The organism is Flavobacterium sp. Root901 (genome assembly GCF_001429765.1).
In the GTDB taxonomy this organism is placed as follows: domain Bacteria; phylum Bacteroidota; class Bacteroidia; order Flavobacteriales; family Flavobacteriaceae; genus Flavobacterium.
Map to the genome: position 1 here is coordinate 188155 of NZ_LMJB01000008.1, position 16718 is coordinate 204872.

Below are 16718 nucleotides of genomic sequence, written 5' to 3' on the forward strand. Positions count from 1 at the left end.
GCGAACTATTTTTGATTATAATCAAAAACATTATCCCATAGTTCATCAATTTTTATAAGTGCTTCATTTAGCGGAATAACTTCCCATTTTCCATTAGTTTCTATTCCAAGACCAATGACTTTTAATTTTAATAAAGCGTCGTTAACGTCAAAATCTAATTCGGTATTTAATTGTGATGCAAACCAGGATTCGATTTGAGAATCCAGTTCCTGAGCGGTAAGTGGGTTTTTGCTTTTATTTAAAAAAGTATAGGCTAAAATAGTTTCTTTTAAAGCTTCTTCTTCAGATGAATTTAAAAGGGAATAAAAAGCCCCGCTGTTGTTTCCGACATTTTTAAAATACAAACTGTCTGAAAGCATTTTAGAATATCTGATTTTCTTGTTTATAAAATTATTGTATTGTCTGAAACAGTATGCAGCCAGAATTCCTAATGCAATTAATCCCTGATTTAAGGAGGTTTTGCTGTTTAATAAATCGATCGTTTCGCCTGTTTGATACGCATTGTACATATTAAGCAACGCCGGAATTACTTTGGCACTTAATAATGAAATGCCGCCAAAAATTCCCGGAACCCAAAGCAGCATTTTGTCTTTTAAGGACATTTTTGGAACTGCATTTGGAAAAATGGTTTCAAGATCGTTTTTAGGTACCCGCTTAAAAATTTTCAAAGCAATCGAGCCCGGATCAATAGGCATTTTTCCTAATTTGACTTTCTTTTGAGTCAAATAATCGGCGTCGCTGTAATTGAGGTAAATAAGAACGCGGTCATAATATTCAATTTCAACTTCTTTTTTCCAGAAATAATATTTCTTAACTTTTTCTTTTGCTGTATGATGTCCTCTTGCATACAATTCATAATCTTTAAAAGCATTAAAATCAATCGCAAGATTTAAACCTATCAGATCTGACTGCTTAATAGCTTCTTTTAAAGTTTCCTGATCAATTTTATGATAATTGCCACGGTCCAAAACAGCAAGCAGCGTCTCTTTAAAAACAGAAAAGTCACTTTTGCCAATAAAACCTTCACGTTCTTTTTCGCTCAAATCAGGATCATACAAGGCATAGTGCTGTTTTAGATTTCGGTTAAGATTAAACGATTCGTAATGATAATAATGTTCGATAATATCGAACAGCTTTTTAAAATTATCAACCTTTTGTTTATCTTCGGCGAAAGCTGCAATTTGTTGCTCGAGTAAGAATTCCTTGTTGAAGGGAATATAATGTTCTCGTATCATATTGATATCAGGGCTTTAATTTGTTTTTTGGCGTGGAGGGGCAAAGGTACAAAGGTTGAAAATATTTTACTTATCGATTTTGCTAAAAGAACTATAAAATTCAATAAACCAAAATCCGAAAAAATTTTCTTTAGGATTTAATTTCGGAAGTAAGGCATTGATTATTAGGATTGTATGAAATAAAAATAAAAAGTGAGATTTCGAATCGTTACCAGCGATAGGAAATCTCACTTTTTGTGTTCCAAAAAATAGACAAAATTTACAAGTTTTCCTTTCGGAAGACTATATTCTAAAAGAAAAAATTATTCACAGCAATTTTACTACTTATTAAAATTCTGGCAATACGTATTTATACCTGTTTTTTATTTTTTTTGAAATATTTTTTACTTGAATTCAGATTTTTTTAATTCGATTATTTCCTGAATATATTGTATCAGGTTTTCTCTTTCAATAGAAAATAAAGCATTTTCACTTTCTGTGCGCAAATATAAGTCTGCAATAGTCTCAGCATCCATGTTATTTGCATATTGATCCTGAACATATTTTATCAGATGATCTAAAAAAAGTTCTTTTTGTTTTCCTTTTTCGAGTGTTTCCTTATCGCCATTTTTTATTTTTTCGATTTCAGATTCGGGTAAATCGATAGTAAGATAAGTAATGTCGACGGGAACTTTTGAAAGCATTTCTTTTGTAGTTTTTCCAGATCCGTTGCAGTATGCGCAGGGTGCGGGTACCCATTTTAATTGTTTTTTTAAACGTCGGATATCGTCGCGGTCGACAAATCCTTTACCCAGACATCTGGGACATTCTAAATCTGATTTTTTAAATAGGAAATTAAGAATGGACATTTTCTAAAAAATTATATTAGCACTTCTTAGTCAGCGAAGATAATTAATTATTTATGTAAGAAAATTATTTTGGTTGAGGATTTTTTTTCGAAAAATTAATATTTATGTGAATAAAAAAGCTGTACAAATGTTTTTTATTTTTTGTACAGCTTTTTTAGACGATAGATTATCTTATTTTTTATTTCCAAATCCGGCAATAAGGGTTAAGGCTGCAATTAAATTCCCGTCTTTATGAATCGTTCCGTCAAAATCCCTTCCAAAAGAAAAAGTCAGTTTTTGATTTTTAAGAATAGAATAATCGGCGTTAATGATCATTTTCCACGAAGGATCTATTGCATTTCCATTCAGTACACTTCTGTAAATAGCCTCTACGCTGCAGCTAAATTTAGATTGTGATTTAGAATAGGCAATTCGGCCTCCGGTATCTAATGTTGAAAGATCTGTTACTTGATTGACATTATTATCCAGAGCCAGAATTTTATCAGGATTGTACAAGTATCTTAAAAGCCCCAGAAAAGCAAATCCTTTACTATTGGTATAACCAAAGTTTGTCCAGATTCCGGCATTGTAAACTTTACTGTTTTCAAAATTCCTGTTTCTGAATTCGCTGCTGATACCTCCATTTACATCCCATGAAAAACCAATTCTTTGTGTCTGAAATTTTGAAGCTATAGCACTTATTTCATCGTGTAATTGTTTTTCTTTGTCCGATTTTTTGAAGTTCGTCAGCATATCGCTTAACTGAGATTCTATTTTTTTATATTTATCACTTTCCATAACTTTCTTAATATCATCTGGATTTGTGATGCCTTTCATTAAATCTTCTCTTTGTTTCAAAAGCGATCTGTAATGTTCATCATTATTGTTAAGCCATTCTTCCATGGCCTGCATAGAAAGTTTGTTGATTTTATCCTGTCTTACAATTATCGAATCCAGATTTGCTTTTGTAATAGAATCGTATTCACCTCTGGCGATAGAAAATTTAAAACCTAATCCGCCGTAGGTACTTTTATAATTGAAAGAAGTATTGGTCGAATCCGGATTTGAAATGGCAAGTGAAATAATAAAAGTCTGCTTGAAAATGCTTTTAAAATCTTTGTCCTGTAAACCTTTTGTCGTAAAATCGGTTGAGCCTTTTGCAAATAAATAATAAGGTGAAAGATCGATTCCGTAATTAGAAGGAAACGCTGTAAAAGAATTACTCGCCGATTGTACAGAAACCATAAAAGACGAAATATCGGTAGGTTTATCAATATCGGTTGTTGCAATGCCTAATAAATTGGATGCCGGAGACGACGGTGCTCTTAAAACATCTAAGTCAATTCCTTTGTCCTGCGAATGCAACTGTACTGATAATAAACAGATAAGAGCTGATAATAAGAGTGATTTTTTCATATTATGAAGGATTAAAGAAACGAATAACACAACGATAATTTACCGTATCGCCTTCCTTTTCTACATTGGCAAATAATGGATATTCGAGAAACATAATTCCGCCATTTAACCGTATTCTTAATTCGGTATAATTGGTGTCTTTTGATGTATCCGTAATTGTGCAGGAAAGAATTAAAACTTTTCCTTTTAAGCTCTTATTATCAGTGATAATAGTGGGCGGAAGATTGCCATTTATTTTTTGAAGATCTAAAATGCCGTCTATTTTAGCATCAAAAGTACTGGTTTGACCCAATCCTCCTGTGATAACTTCCAGCGATACTTTTTTGTTAGAATCGTTTACGAAGTATAAAGTGTCTAAAGCGGTTCTTTCTTTGTTCATAGTTTTGTGGGGTTAGTTAACGTTTTAAAGCTATGTTAATCGGATAAGGAAATACTAATCGAAGTATCAATTAGTATTAGGCTTAAAAACTAAAATGTAAGAGCTTCTAACGATTTGGTTGTTTTGCTTTGCAGGTTTCCATTTTGGCATTTTTTTAAGCGCTTTGGTAAATTCTTCAGATAATTCAGTGCTGCTGCTGTTTAAAACTTTAATATCGCTTAAACTGCCATTTTTTTCGATAACAAACTGAGCGTAAATTTTTTTATTACCTTGTTTTTCAAGTTCTTCTTTGCTCACTTTAATTTTCTTTTTAAGGTAAGTGTCAACAGCTTCTGGTCCGCCGGGATATTCAGGATTTATTTCGATACTTCCGTCGCGAAATATTTCATTTTCATAATCAACTATTCGTTGTGTTGCCTCCATTTTGTCTTCAACGGTTCTTGTTTCTTCTCTGTTTACTTGACTTTCAGTTTGAGCAAATGAAATTGTGGTAATTAACAATGTCAAAAGTAGGATTAGGTTTTTCATTTTGGCAGTTTTTGGTAGTATTTTAATGATGCTAATGTAAGAATTTTATGGTTTTACAGAGATTTTTGAGATTAAAAAACTTTTAATTTTTTGCTAGTAATTCTTAAATGTTTCTTTCGTTTTAGTTAAAGCTTGAGCAGATTTTTTGTTCAAAATATCCCTTAAAATTGACTACAATAGTATAATGAGAGCTGTTATTGCCTACATCTCAATTTGCAATTTGTTGAAACAAGATTACCAAAATTTCAAAAAACCACATTACGTATTTATACGGTATTTTATTACTAAAAAAAAATCCTCAACTAATTTAAGTTGAGGATTTTAAAGTTATATTTCTGATAAGAATTATTTAGGAAAGCTATCCAGTAAAATCTGGTATTTGCGTCCAACAGGAATAACTTCTCCGTTAGACATAGTAAGGTTTTTAAATGTTACGGCAGAGATTTTATTCACGTTTACAATATAAGATCGATGAACCTGGACAAAACTGGAACTGTCGATTTCGCAGGCAATACTGGAAAGCGAACCATAAACAATATGAGGCAAATTGAATTTGGTGCAATACAATTTCATGTAGTTGCCAAGACTTTCAATATATATGATATCACAAAGCGGCATATCAATATTTTGTCCGTTTAGGCGGTAAGAAAGTACTTTTGCGTCGGCATTATTTTCTTTTTTGAGGTTATTTCCGGAGAAATAGGTTTTGGCTTTTTCAATTGCTTTGGCAAATTTCTCGGGAGAAATAGGCTTTAGCAGATAATCAATCGCATCGTTTTGGTAAGCCGAAAGTGCAAAATCAGAGTAAGCAGTGGTCACAATCGTGAGCGGCCGGTTGGGCTGCATCTCCATTAATTCGACACCCGAAATTACAGGCATATTAATATCGAGAAAAATAATATCGTATTGGTTGGCATTGAGCATCTTGAGTGCTTCCATTCCGCTAAAAGCACTTCCGGAATGTTCCAGTTCTTCAAACTTTGAAATATGTGAAGCAAGCGCCTTGTGTGCCGGCGATTCATCGTCGACTATAAGACAGCGGTAGGTAAGTGCCATATACTTAATTTTACAACAAACATATTTTTCTCTTTTTTACAGCTCAAATCATGTTTTAAACGGTAAACTTCTAAACGCCTTTTTAGGTTTTCGATTCCAATTCCGGTGCTAGAAACACGCGATCCGGAATCTATACAGTTGTTTTTTATAGTAAAAACCAAATTTCGGGATTTTACTTTTAAATCTAATATGATATAAGGTTCTGTAGTTTCGGCAGAAAATTTAACCGCATTTTCGACCAAAGGTAAAAAGAACAAAGGCGGAATCTCAATTTCGTCCAGATTACCTTCGAAATTTTGAGTTACTTTTAAGCGATCATTTCTAAAAGTATAATATTCAATATATTTTTTTACGAAAGCAATTTCTTCTTCAACCAAAACATAATCTTTTTTGGTGGCTTCGATTTGATAACGCAGCATATCAGAAAGATTCAGGATTCTGTCCGGAACTTTATCCGGTTCAGACAAGGCTTCTCCATAAAGATTATTCATGGCATTTAACAGAAAATGCGGATTGAGCTGCTGTTTCAAAAATGAAAGTTCAGACTTGAAATTCATTATATCTTTATCAGCATCCATTATTTTTTTGGTGATCACAACATGGATAAAATAAAAGAACATTCCGTTGATAAGAAGCGATAATATCTGGAGTGTTTTGAAATTTCCAAATCCAACCAAAGGGAAAAACCAATTGATGAAAAAGTAAAAAGAAGTCCAATACGTTAAAAACAGCAGAAAAAATACTTTTACTTTTCTTTTGAATAATAACTTTTTGATTATAAAAAGATTAAAAACGGTAATCCAGATAATACATGGGAAATATCCTATTGCAATTTTACTGATTACATAACAAAAGTCATGACCCGCCAAACGAAGTTCATCATACACGCAGGCAAAAATCACCAGTAATATGAAGGTATGCACGATGAGGTTTCTGAAAAAGAAGTTTTGGTAAATTTTGAGAATTTTCATGTCGGCAAAAATAATCTAATATTGTAGTTTATAGCTATTTGTAAATAATAATTTATACAAACGCCATTCGTATAAATCATACGCCATTAGTATAAAAATTCTATAATATTAAAGATTTGTAATTTAATTTTGACAGAGATAAGAAGTATTTTTTTGGTCAGAAGAAATTCAGATTAAAGGATTAAAAACGTATAGTTATGGTTGTTGAGATTTTTAAAACAAATGTTCAGAAAGAAACAGAAACCAATTATATTATTGCAGTAATTAAGAGACAGTTTCCTTCATACAAAATTAATTTTGATTTAGAAGACTGTGACAAAATCCTTCGTGTTGAAGGTTTAGAATTGCAATGTGACAATATTATTTATTATGTAAACCGTCTTGGTTATACGTGTATTCGTTTAGATTAACATTTTATTACAATAAAACAGGTAAAAATACGCAGCTAAATATATCAGTTTATAGGTAGTTTTGCGTAATAATTTCTTCTAAATAATTAAAACACTTAAAATGATAAGTTTTATTCTTTCGGTTTTCGTTTTGCTTCTAAAACAGTTTTGCTAGTTTACTGTTTCAGTTTATTGCTGTAACTTTTCTAATCTCAGGAAATGTTAATTTTCTTTTGGCCATTATTTTCTACATTTGTGGCTTATGAAAAAAGCTTTCCAACTCTTCGATTTTACTCAAAAGGTCAATTATAAAAATGAAATTTTAGCCGGTTTGACGGTTGCAATGACCATGATTCCTGAATCATTATCATTTGCTATTCTGGCCGGATTTCCTCCTCTTGTTGGTTTGTATGCGGCTTTTATCGCCGGATTGGTTACCGCTGTTTTTGGCGGAAGACCCGGTATGATTTCAGGCGGAGCGGGAGCAACAGTAATTGTCTTAATCGCTTTAATGAAATCGCACGGAATAGAATATGTATTTGCTGCAGTTGCACTTGGCGGTGTGGTACAAATTTGTATCGGACTTTTTAAACTCGGAAAGTTTATCAGACTTGTTCCGCAGCCGGTTATGTTTGGTTTTGTAAATGGTTTGGCGGTAGTGATTTTTATGTCGCAGCTCGAGCAATTTAAAACCATTGTAAATGGTCAGGTTTCATGGCTTCAGGGAACTCCTTTATATATTATGCTGGGTTTGGTTGCTTTGACAATTGGTATTGTTTTGGTTTTTCCTAAAATTACAAAAGCAGTTCCGGCATCTTTAGTGGCTATTATGGTGGTTTTTGCCTTGGTAATTGTTTTTAATATTGAAACTAAAACAGTCGAAGATATTGCCTCCGTTCAAGGCGGATTTCCTCCGTTTCATATTCCCAATATTCCCATTTCTTTTGAAATTTTAAAAGTAATATTTCCGTATTCGGTTATCGTGGCAGCGGTTGGTTTAACTGAGGGTTTGCTTACGCTGAATTTAGTCGACGAAATTACCGGAACCCGTGGAAACAGCAACCGTGAATGTATTGCACAAGGAAGTTCGAATATTTTAAATGGTTTTTTCTACGGAATGGGCGGCTGTCCTATGATTGCGCAGACTTTAGTAAATCTTGGTGCTGGTTCACGTGCCAGACTTTCCGGGATTATTGCTGCTTTGACAATTTTAATTATCATACTTTTTGGAGCGCCCGTAATTGGAAAATTGCCAATGGCTGCTTTGGTCGGTGTGATGATGATGGTTGCGATTACCACTTTTGAATGGGCAAGTTTCAGAATAATTAATAAAATGCCTAAACACGATATTTTTGTTGGAATTTTAGTCGCTTTAATTACTATTGTATTGCATAATCTGGCTTTGGCGGTTTTAATTGGAGTGATTATTTCAGCTTTGGTTTTTGCCTGGGAAAGTGCAAAAAGAATTGGGGCCAGACATTTTATTGATCAAAATGGTGTAAAACATTATGAAATTTTTGGCCCTTTATTTTTTGGCTCCATAACTCCTTTTTTAGAAAAATTTGATGTGCAAAACGATCCAAATCATGTTATAATTGATTTTAAAGAAAGCCGTGTTGCAGACATGTCGGCCATTGAAGCATTAAATAATCTGACCAAAAAATACAGTCAGGCAAATAAAATTATAGAATTGCAGCATTTAAGCCCAGACTGCAGGCAGTTGCTTAAAAACGCCGACGCAGTGATTAAGGTAAATGTGATTGAGGATCCTAATTATAAAGTGGTTTCTTGAGATTAGAGAATGTGGTAATTAGTCAATTAGATAATTAGATAATGAATTTAGATGATATGTATTTGTAGAGACGCACAGCAGTGCGTCTAACATAAAGTTAAGTCAATAGCCTTCAGCTAAAAGCAGAAGTCAATTCATATAATTTGGAATAATTATCTCATTGACTAATTGTCTAATTGACTAATTATCCAATTCTCTAATTAAAGTAATTTGATTTTCGTAACTTTACAAAATGAAACTCACAGAAACCTTAGAAGATTTTTACACTATTAAAGTAAATGGAATGCCCGAGAATCTTAAAAAAGAAATCGGACACTTTAATGTTTTTAAATTAGATGATTTTGTTGGAAGTATTTGTAAGCCATTTCCATACACCCGAAAAGACTTTTATAAAATTAGTTTAATCATCGGGAAAAACAAAGTTCATTATGCTGATAAAGTTGTGGCAATTGAAGATCAGGCTTTGTTTTTTGCCAATCCGCAGATTCCGTATAATTGGGAACAAATCGATGAAAATCAAACCGGATTTTTCTGCATTTTTACCGATGCTTTCTTCAGTCAGTATGGAAATTTAAAAGAATATCCTTTATTTCAGCCAGGCGGAAATCCTATTGTACCTATTTCGACAGAATTGGCCGAATCTTTAAAAGCAGTTTATTTAAGAATGTTTGATGAAATTAATTCAGATTACGCTTTTAAATATGATGTACTTCGAAATCTTGTTTTTGAAATTATCCACCTCGCACTCAAAACACAAACTGTAAGTACTTCATTATACAGTAAATCAAATGCAACAATTCGTATTTCATCTTTATTTTTGGAATTATTAGAACGTCAGTTTCCTATTGAATCGATATCACAGCAGGTTAATTTTAGATCGCCTTCTGAATATGCAAGTCAGTTAAATGTACATGTAAATCATTTAAATAAAGCTTTGAAAGAAACCACCGGAAAAACAACTTCTCAGATTATTTCGGAAAGAATTATGCAGGAAGCGATGATTCTGCTCAAACAAACGAATTGGAATATTAATGAAATTGCGTGGTGTTTAGGTTTTGAAGAATTGTCTCATTTTATCAATTTTTTCAAGAAAAATGTTCAGGTGTCTCCAAAAAATTATCGCTTGGCAGAAATTGTTTGATTTTTGCAACTTCTTGCTTGATTAATTTAATTTTTGAGAAGCACTTCGCCAATACCTTTGTCCTGTAATTAAAACGTAAAAATTTAAAATCATGGGAAATAACAAAGTTTGGTTTATCACAGGTGCTTCAAAAGGACTTGGATTAGAATTAGCTAAAAAATTACTTGCAGAAGGTTATAAGGTAGCAGCAACATCAAGAAGTGAAGCGGCTTTAGTAAAAGTATTAGGAAATCCGTCTGAAAATTTTCTTCCTCTTGAAATGGATTTGGTTAATGAAAAAAGCGTTAAAAATGCAATCGAATTAGCTGTAAGCCATTTTAAAACAATTGATGTTTTAGTAAACAATGCCGGTTATGGTTTATTAGGAACGCTGGAAGAATTAAGTGATGCTGAATCCAGAAAAAATTACGAAGTAAATGTTTTCGGGTTATTGAATGTAATCAGAAATACTATGCCTTACATGCGTGCCGCAAGATCAGGACATATTTTTAATATTTCTTCTGTTGGAGGTTACTACGGAGAATTTCCGGGCTGGGGAATTTATTGCTCTACAAAATTTGCGGTAGCAGGTTTGACCGAATCATTGAATGCAGAAATTAAACCTTTTGGAATACATGCCACTATTGTATATCCGGGTTATTTTAGAACTGATTTCTTAAAAGATAGTTCTTTATTACTGCCTGAAAATCCAATTACAGAATACAAAAATGTAAGAGAATCTGAAAGTACTCACAAGGATGACATTAACGGAAATCAGCCGGGAGATCCTGTAAAATTAGCAGAAGCTTTAATAAAAGCAAGTCACGATCAGAATCCGCCGCTGCATTTGTTTTTAGGTGAAGATGCCTTCAATATGGCTAACCAAAAAATAGCAAGTGTTCAGAAGGAATTAGAAGAATGGAAGGAGGTTTCAATTTCGACGAATTTCTAATTCGATGATAAATATTACATCCCAATTTTCTGTAGAGACGTATTGCTATGCGTCTAAGGTTATAGATTATTAAAGGTTATGGTTACGTTGTGTTAGACGCAAGACAGTATGCCTCTACAGATATGCTGTTATGAATATTTTGTTCAATTGCCTTCAGCTTAAGCTGGAGGAATAAAAATGAATCGTGCGAAAAGGCTTTAGCCGAACTATAAAGTTTGGCTAAAGCCTTTGACTATATCAATAACCTCCAGATTTAGCTGGGGGCAATTAATTCCAATAATAAATTTTTCTAATTATTACATTTCCAAATTGACACATTATTTAAGCATTGCATCAACATCACTTAATTTTCCATCGACTGTGTCAATTTGCAAGCCTAAAATGTGGGCAATTAAAGGGTAAACTGAAACGTTTTGAAATGTTTTAACGGTTTTATCGACTTTAAAGGACGGACCTTTTGCGTAAAAAATAGCATGCATATCCTTTTCATTATTGTCATAACCATGTGTTCCGCCTTTTATATTTTGAGATTTCTTATTTACTAAACTCCATCCTTTATCTGCTTCAATAACAAAATCATGCACACGAGGATTGGTTCCGTAGTGCAGTCTTTTAGGAACTTCAGAGGATTTCCAAAATTTTATATGCGGGACTTTTTTCAATGCTTTCGCAATAGAATCCTGAAATCCAGTTTTTGCCTGCAGACTCATAATAGGATTAATTACATCTTTATATCCAAGCCATTCCGGTTTTAGATAATCCAGGACAGCAACTTTTTTATCATTGCTGATGTTAGCCATTCCGTGATCTGACACGATGATTAAATTGATTTGTTTTCCAATTGTCAGTTGATCCAGTTTGCGGGACAATTCTCCCATAATTGAATCCATTTTAATAACCATTTTTTTGTTTTCAGGAGAAAGCGGTCCGAAATTGTGCCCAGTATGATCGGGTTCATCAAAATATAAAGTCACTAAATGCGGTCTTTGTTTTTCAGGAAGCTGCAGCCACTTTAAAATTGTATCAATTCTGGCACCATACGGAATTTTATTATCGTAATTTTTATAATAACCCGGATTCCTTTTGTCAATATCAGATCCCGGCCAAAAGAAAGAACCTGTTTTTACTCCCTGCTGTTCGGCAACATTCCAGATAGGATTTCCGCCATAAAATCTGGAATCATTTTTTGCACTTGATGATAATGAAAAAGATTCATTTAAAGTGCTGTCGTAAAAAACATTATTGATAATTCCGTGATGATCAGGATAAAGACCCGTTACAATCGAATAATGATTTGGAAAAGTTTTACTTGGATAAGAAGGTTTCATTGATTTGGCATGAACTCCTTGTTTTGCTATTTGTTTTAGATTTTGCAGTTTAAATTGTTTTTGATAATCCCAGCGAAATCCATCCATAGAAACTAAAACAACATAATTTTCTTTGTTTATCTGGGCATTTGAAAAAAAGGTAAGAAGTAAAAATGCAGATAGTAAAAGGTGAGTTGGGAATTTTCTCATTGTGTAATTTTAAAGAAAACAAAGTTAGCACTAAACCATTTTTAAATGAAGAAGAGAATGTTAAACTAACGAAAAAAGTTTGTCGTAATGTTTGAAAAAAGCTGCCGCGAGTTACACGAATTTCCACTAATTTTTAAATATAATTCATCAAAAAACAATTCGGCAAATTCGTGTAATTCATGGCAAAAAAACTTTTGATGTGAATCTATGTTAAAAAAAAGCGCCGGATTTTATCCGGCGCTTTAAGTTTTAAGAAGGGAACAAATTACATCATTCCAGGCATTCCGCCGCCCATTGGCATTCCGCCTCCGGCATTTTCTTCTTTAATATCGATCAATGCACATTCTGTCGTTAAGATCATTCCAGAAACAGATGCAGCATTTTCAAGAGCTACACGAGTTACTTTTTTAGGATCGATAATTCCGGCAGTAAGCATATCTACATATTCGTCAGTTTTTGCATTGTATCCAAAATCACCAGAACCTTCAGTAACTTTAGCAACAACTACAGAACCTTCAAGACCTGCATTTTCAACAATAGTTCTTAATGGAGACTCAACTGCGCGAGAAACAATCTGAATTCCGGTTGCTTCGTCAGCATTATCTGCTTTAAGTTCTGATAAAGCAGTTTTTGCTCTTAATAAAGCAACACCACCACCAGCAACAATTCCTTCTTCAACAGCTGCACGAGTCGCGTGTAATGCGTCATCAACTCTGTCTTTTTTCTCTTTCATTTCGACTTCAGAAGCCGCACCAACATAAAGAACAGCAACACCTCCGGCTAATTTAGCCAAACGCTCTTGTAATTTTTCTTTATCATAATCAGATGTTGTAGTTTCCATCTGACCTTTAATTTGGTTTACACGGTTTTTAATGATATCTGCTTCACCGGCACCGCTTACAATTGTTGTATTGTCTTTATCGATAGAAACTCTTTTTGCAGTTCCTAACATTTCGATCGTTGTATTTTCAAGAGTATAACCTCTCTCTTCAGAAATTACAGTTCCGCCAGTTAAGATTGCGATATCTTCTAACATTGCTTTTCTTCTGTCTCCAAAACCTGGAGCTTTTACAGCAGCAATTTTAAGAGCACCTCTTAATTTGTTTACTACTAAAGTAGAAAGAGCTTCTCCGTCAACATCTTCAGCAATAATCAATAATGGTTTTCCTGATTGTGCAACCGGTTCTAAAACTGGAAGTAATTCTTTTAAAGAAGATACTTTTTTATCATATAATAAGATGTATGGAGAGTCTAATTCAACTTCCATTTTCTCTGGGTTTGTTACAAAGTAAGGAGAAAGATATCCTCTGTCAAACTGCATTCCTTCAACAACATCCACAAAAGTGTCAGTTCCTTTAGCTTCTTCTACAGTGATAACTCCTTCTTTTCCAACTTTAGCAAAAGCTGTAGCAATTAATTCACCAATAACTTCATCATTATTTGCAGAGATAGAAGCAATTTGTTTGATTTTGTCAGAATCGCTTCCAACAACTTTAGCTTGTTTTGCCAGATCAGCAACGATAGCTTCAACAGCTTTATCGATACCACGTTTCAGATCCATTGGGTTAGCCCCTGCGGCAACGTTTTTAAGACCTTCTTTTACGATAGCCTGAGCTAAAACTGTAGCAGTTGTAGTTCCGTCTCCTGCTAAATCATTGGTTTTAGAAGCAACTTCTTTTACCATTTGCGCACCCATATTTTCTAATGCGTCTTTTAATTCGATTTCTTTTGCAACAGAAACACCATCTTTAGTAACGGTTGGTCCACCAAATGATTTTCCAATAATTACATTACGACCTTTAGGTCCAAGAGTTACTTTTACAGCATTTGCTAATGCATCAACACCACGTTTTAATCCGTCACGTGCTTCAATATCAAATTTTATATCTTTTGCCATTTTTTTTAATTTTTGTTTAAAGTTTGATTTGTTTCAACTTACTTTAGTCTTAAATATTAATACTCAGAGTACTTAATACTATTTTTTAGATTATTGCTAAGATGTCATCTTCACGCATAATCAGGTAATCAGTACCTTCCAGTTTTAGTTCTGTTCCGGCATATTTACCGTACAAAACAGTATCACCAACTTTTACAGTCATTGTATGATCTTTAGATCCGTTTCCTACTGCTACTACAGTACCTTTTTGCGGTTTTTCTTTGGCAGTATCTGGAATAAAAATACCCGAAGCAGTTTTAGTCTCAGCTGCAACAGGTTCAATAAGTACGCGGTCTGAAAGCGGTTTAATGTTTAAAGCCATGATTTTGTATTATTATTAAGTTATACGTTTTTTAATGTTCAATAGACTTTCAGAAATTGTGCCATGGTAGAAAAACTGACATTATTTCTTAAAAAAAATGCCAGCTTTGACAGGCTGGCATTTCAATTATAGTATATCTGAAAATATTATTTTGCTGCAGGTGCTGCCGGAGCAGGAGTTTGTTGAGCAGGAGCAGCTGGCGTAGATGCAGGTGCTTCTGTTTTATCAATAATTTTAGATCCAGTATCACCAAGACTTCCTGTAAAACTTAAACTTGAAAGTAAGATTAAGGCAATCAGGATAGTAGCTAATGTCCATGTACTTTTATCTAAAAAGTCAGTTGTTTTTTGTACACCGCCTAACATTTGAGTTCCGCTGATAGTAGAAGATAATCCTCCTCCTTTTGGGTTTTGTACCATAATCACTACGATCAATAGAAAGCAAACTATTGTGATTAAAACTAAGAAAATTGAAAATGTGCTCATTGTATTAATTGTTATTGTTATTTTGTTGTAAAATCTTTATATCCGAAATGCGGTCTGCAAAGAAACTAATTTTTTCTGGATATTTCAAAATTAATATTTCATATGCTTGTATAGCCTTTGTATATTTTTTTTGTTCCAAATATACTCGGGCTAAAGTCTCTGTCATTAAGTATGAATTCTCCTCTTCATTAATATTAAACTGAATTGGAGGATTTGACATTGTTGGTTTTATGGGAGAAATTTTTGGATTTGCTTCAATAAAACGATCAATTATTTGTGCTTTTTTCTTTTTCTCTTCTTCTACAGACACTATTTCAGTCGTTTCAGTTGTTTTTTTTTCAGCATTATTTTCTTTTGAGCGGTCAATAGGTTCAGCTCTCGATAATTGAAGCCATTCCTGAAAAGAATGTTTTTCATTTAGAGAAAAATCTATAGGTTTTCCTATTCCTAAATGTTCCGCAGCTTCTTTTACTGTTTCCGGGATTTCGGCTTTAGGTGTTTCAGTTTCAGAAAAATTAACCTCTGCCGGTTCTTCATTATTTTTTGTTTCTTCAATAGATTCTGGTTCTTCTGCAGCTGCCGGTTCTTCAAAAGTAACTTCTGCGGCTTCTTTAATAGAGATCAATATAGATTCTTCAATCGGGTCAATATCTGATTCCGTGATTTCATCATCTACAAATTCATCAAAGAAAGTTGCTTTAATAACAGGCTTTTCAGCTGTCTTTTCTTCAGCCGGATTGACTTCCTTAAATGTATTTAATATTTCTTCTTCGCTCGGAGTCAGAATTGATTCTTCTGCTTCCGGTTCAATTTCTTTTTCTTTAGTTTCCGGAACTTCTTTAAAAATATCCAATATTTCTTCTTCGCTCGGCGTAAGCACAGACTCATTGACAATAGCTTCAACTTTTATTTCTTCAATTTCTGTTGTGTCGATATTGATATTATCTGTTCTTTCTTCTTCAGGAGCAGAATGTACATCTGATGTAATTAATTGCTCAAAGGTTTCTTCAACTTCATTTACTTCCTGAAAAGAGTTGAATATTTCTTCTTCATTAATAATAGTTACCGGCTGCTCAGTTTCTAAATCTATCTCTTCAGTTTCAGTTACTTCTTTAAAAGTACTTAATATTTCTTCTTCACTAGGAAGCACAATTGATTCTTCTGTAACTGGTTCAATTGTTTGTTCTTCGGTTTTTAAAGGTTCTTCAGTACTATTTAATTCGATATCTTGGCTTTGTGTTGAAATTGCCTGTGCAACAGATTCTTGTTGAATTTTAGAAGGTTCTTCAAAAACAACTGTTGTGGCTTCTTTTATTGATTTTAAAATTGACTGTTCAATTGGGTCAATTCGAATTTCGGGCATTTTTACAACAGGCTCGGCAGAAACAACTTCGCTGTCAAATACTTTTATTTCTAAAAGATCTTTTAATTTTTGGTCATAAAAATCATTCTGAATCGAAACAAAATTTTCTGAAGTAATAAAATCAAATAAAACCGAACGATCTGAGGTATGTGCCGCAGTAACCTTTAAAGCATAATTATACTTAAAGCTGTTTTGTTTGTAAAGTCCTTTTAACCGAAGAGCTCTTGCACTTTGAAAATACGGAAATTCATTTAAAACACCTCCTAACGCTTCTGCCTGATTTTCTGTAATAGCATCAGGTTTGTTCATTAAGTATGTATAATCAGTAACGTTCATTGTTTTTTTTGTTTAATCGTTTAATCGGTTAACTGTTTAATTGTTTGGTTGTTTGGTTGTTTGGTTGTTTGGCTGTTTTTTTGAGAATCGATTA

Annotated in this window: 16 protein-coding genes; 4 read left to right on the plus strand and 12 right to left on the minus strand. The window is 33.3% G+C overall.

The annotated features are described in order from the left end of the window. Nucleotides 1-5: 5 nt before the first annotated feature. The 7 genes from ASE21_RS16385 to ASE21_RS16415 all read right to left on the minus strand — a co-directional run bounded on the left by ASE21_RS16385 (nucleotide 6) and on the right by ASE21_RS16415 (nucleotide 6412). The gene (locus ASE21_RS16385) at nucleotides 6-1235 is read right to left on the minus strand and encodes a TMEM143 family protein (protein ID WP_057123772.1); all 1230 of its coding nucleotides are present in this window, start codon (nucleotides 1233-1235) and stop codon (nucleotides 6-8) included. A gap of 383 nt (nucleotides 1236-1618) precedes the next feature. After that, entirely contained in the window at nucleotides 1619-2083 is a 465-nt protein-coding gene (locus ASE21_RS16390) for a hypothetical protein (protein WP_057123773.1), read from the minus strand. Between the two features lie 171 nt (nucleotides 2084-2254). Beyond that, nucleotides 2255-3478 (minus strand): hypothetical protein, encoded by a 1224-nt coding sequence (locus ASE21_RS16395; RefSeq protein WP_057123774.1) that lies wholly within the window; start codon nucleotides 3476-3478, stop codon nucleotides 2255-2257. 1 nt (nucleotide 3479) lies between these two features. Further along, nucleotides 3480-3857, minus strand: coding sequence for a hypothetical protein (locus ASE21_RS16400; RefSeq protein WP_057123775.1), 378 nt, complete (start codon nucleotides 3855-3857; stop codon nucleotides 3480-3482). A gap of 66 nt (nucleotides 3858-3923) precedes the next feature. After that, on the minus strand, nucleotides 3924-4385 hold the full coding sequence (locus ASE21_RS16405) for an energy transducer TonB (protein WP_057123776.1): 462 nt from the start codon (nucleotides 4383-4385) through the stop codon (nucleotides 3924-3926). A gap of 345 nt (nucleotides 4386-4730) precedes the next feature. Then, the gene (locus ASE21_RS16410) at nucleotides 4731-5441 is read right to left on the minus strand and encodes a LytR/AlgR family response regulator transcription factor (protein WP_057123777.1); all 711 of its coding nucleotides are present in this window, start codon (nucleotides 5439-5441) and stop codon (nucleotides 4731-4733) included. After that, nucleotides 5414-6412, minus strand: a complete 999-nt coding sequence (locus ASE21_RS16415) for a sensor histidine kinase (protein ID WP_057123778.1) — start codon at nucleotides 6410-6412, stop codon at nucleotides 5414-5416. The genes ASE21_RS16410 and ASE21_RS16415 overlap by 28 nt, the downstream gene beginning before the upstream one ends. 197 nt (nucleotides 6413-6609) lie before the next feature. Between ASE21_RS16415 and ASE21_RS16420 the strand changes: the two genes are divergently transcribed. The 4 genes from ASE21_RS16420 (at nucleotide 6610) to ASE21_RS16435 (ending at nucleotide 10665) form a co-directional block, all read left to right on the plus strand. Continuing rightward, entirely contained in the window at nucleotides 6610-6822 is a 213-nt protein-coding gene (locus ASE21_RS16420; protein WP_057123779.1) for a hypothetical protein, read from the plus strand. 241 nt (nucleotides 6823-7063) lie between these two features. After that, a complete protein-coding gene (locus ASE21_RS16425) occupies nucleotides 7064-8593 on the plus strand; it encodes a SulP family inorganic anion transporter (RefSeq protein WP_057123780.1) in 1530 nt (509 codons plus the stop codon). 232 nt (nucleotides 8594-8825) lie between these two features. Then, nucleotides 8826-9734 carry a helix-turn-helix domain-containing protein gene (locus ASE21_RS16430; protein WP_057123781.1) on the plus strand — a complete coding sequence of 303 codons (909 nt, stop codon included), beginning with the start codon at nucleotides 8826-8828 and terminating at the stop codon, nucleotides 9732-9734. A gap of 91 nt (nucleotides 9735-9825) precedes the next feature. Next, nucleotides 9826-10665, plus strand: coding sequence for an oxidoreductase (locus ASE21_RS16435; protein ID WP_057123782.1), 840 nt, complete (start codon nucleotides 9826-9828; stop codon nucleotides 10663-10665). 317 nt (nucleotides 10666-10982) lie between these two features. Here the strand turns inward: ASE21_RS16435 and ASE21_RS16440 are convergent, their stop codons facing one another. The 5 genes from ASE21_RS16440 to ASE21_RS16460 form a co-directional block, all read right to left on the minus strand. Next, the gene (locus ASE21_RS16440) at nucleotides 10983-12182 is read right to left on the minus strand and encodes an ectonucleotide pyrophosphatase/phosphodiesterase (protein ID WP_057123783.1); all 1200 of its coding nucleotides are present in this window, start codon (nucleotides 12180-12182) and stop codon (nucleotides 10983-10985) included. Nucleotides 12183-12447: 265 nt separating this feature from the next. Beyond that, nucleotides 12448-14079 carry a chaperonin GroEL gene (groL, locus tag ASE21_RS16445; RefSeq protein ID WP_057123785.1) on the minus strand — a complete coding sequence of 544 codons (1632 nt, stop codon included), beginning with the start codon at nucleotides 14077-14079 and terminating at the stop codon, nucleotides 12448-12450. A gap of 85 nt (nucleotides 14080-14164) precedes the next feature. After that, nucleotides 14165-14440: a co-chaperone GroES gene (groES, locus tag ASE21_RS16450; protein ID WP_012023920.1), complete on the minus strand. Its 276-nt coding sequence runs from the start codon at nucleotides 14438-14440 to the stop codon at nucleotides 14165-14167. A 146-nt stretch (nucleotides 14441-14586) separates the two neighbouring features. Then, entirely contained in the window at nucleotides 14587-14925 is a 339-nt protein-coding gene (gene secG, locus ASE21_RS16455) for a preprotein translocase subunit SecG (protein ID WP_057123787.1), read from the minus strand. Between the two features lie 4 nt (nucleotides 14926-14929). Next, complete coding sequence (locus ASE21_RS16460) at nucleotides 14930-16624, minus strand: tetratricopeptide repeat protein (protein ID WP_057123788.1); 1695 nt, start codon at nucleotides 16622-16624, stop codon at nucleotides 14930-14932. Nucleotides 16625-16718: the final 94 nt, after the last annotated feature.

Excerpts from the sequence above, each read along its gene's own strand:
- ASE21_RS16460 (WP_057123788.1), bottom strand. The coding sequence starts at position 16,624 with ATGAACGTTACTGATTATACATACTTAATGAACAAACCTGATGCTATT.
- ASE21_RS16390 (WP_057123773.1), bottom strand. The coding sequence starts at position 2,083 with ATGTCCATTCTTAATTTCCTATTTAAAAAATCAGATTTAGAATGTCCC.
- ASE21_RS16425 (WP_057123780.1), top strand. The coding sequence starts at position 7,064 with ATGAAAAAAGCTTTCCAACTCTTCGATTTTACTCAAAAGGTCAATTAT.
- groES (WP_012023920.1), bottom strand. The coding sequence starts at position 14,440 with ATGGCTTTAAACATTAAACCGCTTTCAGACCGCGTACTTATTGAACCT.
- ASE21_RS16430 (WP_057123781.1), top strand. The coding sequence starts at position 8,826 with ATGAAACTCACAGAAACCTTAGAAGATTTTTACACTATTAAAGTAAAT.
- ASE21_RS16415 (WP_057123778.1), bottom strand. The coding sequence starts at position 6,412 with ATGAAAATTCTCAAAATTTACCAAAACTTCTTTTTCAGAAACCTCATC.
- groL (WP_057123785.1), bottom strand. The coding sequence starts at position 14,079 with ATGGCAAAAGATATAAAATTTGATATTGAAGCACGTGACGGATTAAAA.
- ASE21_RS16410 (WP_057123777.1), bottom strand. The coding sequence starts at position 5,441 with ATGGCACTTACCTACCGCTGTCTTATAGTCGACGATGAATCGCCGGCA.
- ASE21_RS16435 (WP_057123782.1), top strand. The coding sequence starts at position 9,826 with ATGGGAAATAACAAAGTTTGGTTTATCACAGGTGCTTCAAAAGGACTT.
- ASE21_RS16440 (WP_057123783.1), bottom strand. The coding sequence starts at position 12,182 with ATGAGAAAATTCCCAACTCACCTTTTACTATCTGCATTTTTACTTCTT.
- secG (WP_057123787.1), bottom strand. The coding sequence starts at position 14,925 with ATGAGCACATTTTCAATTTTCTTAGTTTTAATCACAATAGTTTGCTTT.
- ASE21_RS16405 (WP_057123776.1), bottom strand. The coding sequence starts at position 4,385 with ATGAAAAACCTAATCCTACTTTTGACATTGTTAATTACCACAATTTCA.
- ASE21_RS16400 (WP_057123775.1), bottom strand. The coding sequence starts at position 3,857 with ATGAACAAAGAAAGAACCGCTTTAGACACTTTATACTTCGTAAACGAT.
- ASE21_RS16385 (WP_057123772.1), bottom strand. The coding sequence starts at position 1,235 with ATGATACGAGAACATTATATTCCCTTCAACAAGGAATTCTTACTCGAG.
- ASE21_RS16420 (WP_057123779.1), top strand. The coding sequence starts at position 6,610 with ATGGTTGTTGAGATTTTTAAAACAAATGTTCAGAAAGAAACAGAAACC.
- ASE21_RS16395 (WP_057123774.1), bottom strand. The coding sequence starts at position 3,478 with ATGAAAAAATCACTCTTATTATCAGCTCTTATCTGTTTATTATCAGTA.